Origin of the sequence: uncultured Caballeronia sp. (genome assembly GCF_964243625.1) — a bacterium.
Classification (GTDB): domain Bacteria; phylum Pseudomonadota; class Gammaproteobacteria; order Burkholderiales; family Burkholderiaceae; genus Caballeronia.
Genome location: NZ_CAXTGZ010000627.1, coordinates 1 through 3,514, shown reverse-complemented (window position 1 = coordinate 3,514; position 3,514 = coordinate 1). Strand labels below are relative to the sequence as shown.

Annotated in this window: 2 protein-coding genes and 3 pseudogenes; 1 reads left to right on the top strand and 4 read right to left on the bottom strand. The window is 56.0% G+C overall.

Going from position 1 to position 3,514, the window contains the following annotated elements:
* Together ACFFAR_RS28265 and ACFFAR_RS28260 are read right to left on the bottom strand one after the other, a co-directional pair.
* Positions 1-247: pseudogene (locus ACFFAR_RS28265) on the bottom strand (integrase core domain-containing protein); the annotation flags it as partial.
* A 16-nt stretch (positions 248-263) separates the two neighbouring features.
* Positions 264-539 (bottom strand): annotated as a pseudogene (locus ACFFAR_RS28260) (transposase); the annotation flags it as partial.
* Here ACFFAR_RS28260 and ACFFAR_RS28255 point away from each other — a divergent pair.
* Complete coding sequence (locus ACFFAR_RS28255) at positions 512-1,138, top strand: SDR family oxidoreductase (protein ID WP_375508912.1); 627 nt, start codon at positions 512-514, stop codon at positions 1,136-1,138. The pseudogene ACFFAR_RS28260 and the gene ACFFAR_RS28255 sit on opposite strands and share 28 nt — an antisense overlap.
* Before the next feature lie 116 nt (positions 1,139-1,254).
* On the opposite strand, the gene ACFFAR_RS28250 is transcribed toward ACFFAR_RS28255, so the two are convergent.
* Together ACFFAR_RS28250 and ACFFAR_RS28245 are read right to left on the bottom strand one after the other, a co-directional pair.
* The gene (locus ACFFAR_RS28250) at positions 1,255-2,214 is read right to left on the bottom strand and encodes an IS5 family transposase (RefSeq protein ID WP_375508911.1); all 960 of its coding nucleotides are present in this window, start codon (positions 2,212-2,214) and stop codon (positions 1,255-1,257) included.
* 962 nt (positions 2,215-3,176) lie between these two features.
* A pseudogene (locus ACFFAR_RS28245) lies at positions 3,177-3,514 on the bottom strand (IS630 family transposase); the annotation flags it as partial.

The window sequence follows — 3,514 nt, the reverse complement described above, 5'->3', positions numbered from 1 at the left end:
GGGTCTTGTCCGACAGACTTGAATGAGGCCTTTGCTGGTTGTACCACGTCAGGTAATGGTCGATTGACTTCCGTGCGTGTGCGACAGATCCGTAAGCCTTCAAATACACTTCTTCGTACTTCACGCTGCGCCACAGCCGTTCGATAAAAACGTTGTCCCGCCAGCTTCCCTTGCCGTCCATCGACAGACTTCACCCACGCGAGCGGACCGCGTCGGTGAAGTCTGCACTGATGAACTGGCTGCCTTGGACGCCCTTCTAAAGGTTAAGTGGAAATTTGGGTCTTTGCAATCTCACTGTTACGCTGTCGAATGACAAAGTAGACCTCCCGCGCGATGTAGCGCTTTAGGCATCGTATGGCTTCTAGCTTTGAGTGACCCTCGCTGACACGCCGAGTGACATAAGCCTTGGTGCGAGCGTCAGTCATCAACCGACCAATGGCAGTTATGTGCAAGGCGCTATTGGCTGCCCGATCGCCGCCTCGGTTTAACCGATGTCGTGTGACCTTCCCAGATGACGCGGGCACCGGACTCACACCACACGTGCAGCGAAGCCGTTGCTAAGGCGGCGGTCGAAAGGCTTGGCGGCATCGATATCATCGTTAACGTCCTGGGTGGGTCGAGCGCGCCTGCGGGTGGCTTTGCGGTCCTCGATGACGATGAATGGTTTAATGCGTTAAACCAAAACCTGATGGCGGCGGTTCGACTTGATCGCTCACTTCTGCCATTGATGATCAAACAAGGTTCCGGCGTCGTCATTCATGTCACCTCTATCCAGCACGAGCTCCCGCTTCCCGAATCGACGACCGCCTATGCCGCCGCCAAAGCGGCACTTTCGACCTACAGCAAAAGCCTCTCAAAAGAGGTAACGCCCAAAGGTATCCGCGTAGTGAGAGTCTCTCCTGGTTGGGTCGAGACCGAAGCTGCAGTTGCGATGGCAGAACGGCTCGCGCGCCAGGCTGGAACGGACTATGAAGGCGGCAAGCAAATAATTATGAACTCGCTCGGAGGCATACCTCTTGGCCGCCCGACAAAACCACGAGAGGTTGCCGACCTTATCGCCTTTCTGGTCTCGGATCGCGCCGGCGCCATAACGGGCACTGAATACGTTATCGATGGCGGAACCATACCGACAGCTTAAAAGGGAAGCGTACAAGACGTTCGCATCCTATGCTGCCGCGCATTGCGCTTGTTGATTTTTTGGGCGTTGTTGCAAAAATCGACAGTTCAGGCGGGCGTACACCCGCGATTCTAAATTCATGAAATACGCACGGACTGCGGGCGTGCAAGTGTGACCATGTGGTTGATGATGCCAACACGGATGGCGACCTCCGTCGCTTGTGAACCAATGCAGCGCGCCGAAAGACAATTCCCCGTGAGCGTTTTAAACCGGTACATCGTATTTTCGATCAGCGAACGTCGATGGTAGCCACTGTGCTTCTTCCATTCGTCCCGGCCGTCTCGCGCAATTCCGTTGATCGCTTCATTTCGCCAGCTTGCTCCGGGCGTACCCTCAGGCCAAGGCTTCGCCCCCTCGCGTGGCGGAATCGACGGCGTAGCGCTGCGCCCGTCAATCACCTTATGGCACTGCTTTGTATCGTAGGCACCGTCACCGCCTACCGTATCGATGGGTTCATCGGCAGGAATCTGCGCCAACAAACCCGGCAATGCACTTGCGTCGTCGACGTCCTGATGCGTCATCAGCGCCGCGCGTATCTGGCCCGTCTTCACGTCCAGCCCAAGATGGACTTTACGCCAGGTCCGCCGCTTGGAGTAGCCGTGCTTGCGCACCTTCCATTCGCCTTCACCAAAGACCTTCACACCCGTACTATCGATAACCAGATGAATCGGGTCGCCGCTCGACATCTCGGGCAACGTGACCTGAAGCTCCTGTGAACGGCGGCTTAGCGTCGTATAGTTGGGCACCGGCAGGTCCCCAAATGCGAGTTTGCGAAGACTTCGCACAAAGCCCTGAGCAGCCCGAAGCGTCAAATGATAAACGTGCTTGAGCGTAAGCACGGCCTGAATCACTGGGTCGGAGTAGACCTGCGGCCTGCCGCGCTTGACAGGTCTCGCCTCGCTCCCGCTCGTGAATGCGCTCTCGTCAATCCACATGGTCAAGCTGCCTCGTGCGATCAGCCCTGCGTCGTACTCCGGCCAGTTCCTGACTCGATAGACGCCTTTAGGCTCGCGGCTCTTGCGTTTGTCCTTGCGCATCTTCCCGCCAAATATCCAGAATCTACGCAATTCCTCCGCGAGTTAACAGAGGCAGCTCCACGACCGTTGCGCGTAAACGTCACCCCCTGCAGCGATCGCTTTTTGCAACAACGCCGATTTTTTGCGTGGACATCGCTTTTTGCAACATCGCAGCGATCTCGTGTTTCCGAGTTGCGGTTTTTCTCGACGTACCGTACTCTGCCCGCGCCGAAAAAAGAGACCCCTGCTGGCTGCAATTTTCAAATTGACCCCATCACGCACAAGCGAAGCATTTAACGCTGGATCGGAGCTTTCATTTGCTAGGGGTATTCTCGTGTCGCCGCTTTTTCTTATTGGTTACGGGTTCCGTAAACTTGCTTCGCTTTCCGTACTACGAAGACGACCGATCCCGGACTACATCCTCACTAACTAACCCTGACGGATCCTTGACCGAGCTGCGACGCGGTGAACCGAAGCGTAGGGGGTGGCTATCACGGGCGTCTCTTGCCGGACTGCACATGACGGGCTACACGGCCCTCTCGGTCGCAGTAGACGGCAACACGCGCAGCGACTCGGTGTTCGGCAGCAATATACCCTGTGCCATGAAAATCGGCACGATCCCGCTCGACTGTGTCTGGCGTTGAACAAATGCCGATCAGCGCCGTCCACTTCGGCAAACGGACCTTGGGCAAAATACACTACCAATAACGGTGGGCCAATTGAACACCAACCTCGACCCACTTGGTCAATTCGTTCAATCTGCCGAAAGTGCGGGGAGAAGGCGATTTGTCCGACGCGTGTACCTCGCAAGAAGCCCTAACGACGAACGTAGGACTATTTGGTGTCGGTACGTTTGCATCAACAAAGCTGGCATTGGAGTAGAAAGGATCATTCAGTAGAAACGTCCAGATCCAGTAAAAATTCGTCCTCCTTTGCGAGGTTCGCGATCGACCCGGCGTCGTGAGTTAGAAGTTCGTTGAATTCAGGGTTGTCGTGCCGTGGCGCATGTAATCGTGGGTACGTCGCTCAGGGATGCCGGGTGCCAACGGCAACATGGGTTGCGTGCGATCGAGCACCTGGATTTGGCTCTTCTCGTCCATTCACAGCACCATGCCCTTGAGCGGCGGGTTAAGGTAAAGCCCGACGATATCGTGCACCTTGTCGACGAACATCCGATCGCTGGAGAGCTTGAACGTTTCCTGCCAATGCGGTTTCAAGCCAAAAGCACGCCAGATTCGTGTGACTGCCGTCTACGACAATTTCATTTCACGAGCCATCGTGCGCGTACTCCAGTGAGGCGCTCCTACAGGCACGAACTCGA

What these genes read in the sequence shown, in the direction of transcription:
- ACFFAR_RS28255 (WP_375508912.1), top strand. Translation starts at nt 512, where the DNA reads ATGACGCGGGCACCGGACTCACACCACACGTGCAGCGAAGCCGTTGCT.
- ACFFAR_RS28250 (WP_375508911.1), bottom strand. Translation starts at nt 2,214, where the DNA reads ATGCGCAAGGACAAACGCAAGAGCCGCGAGCCTAAAGGCGTCTATCGA.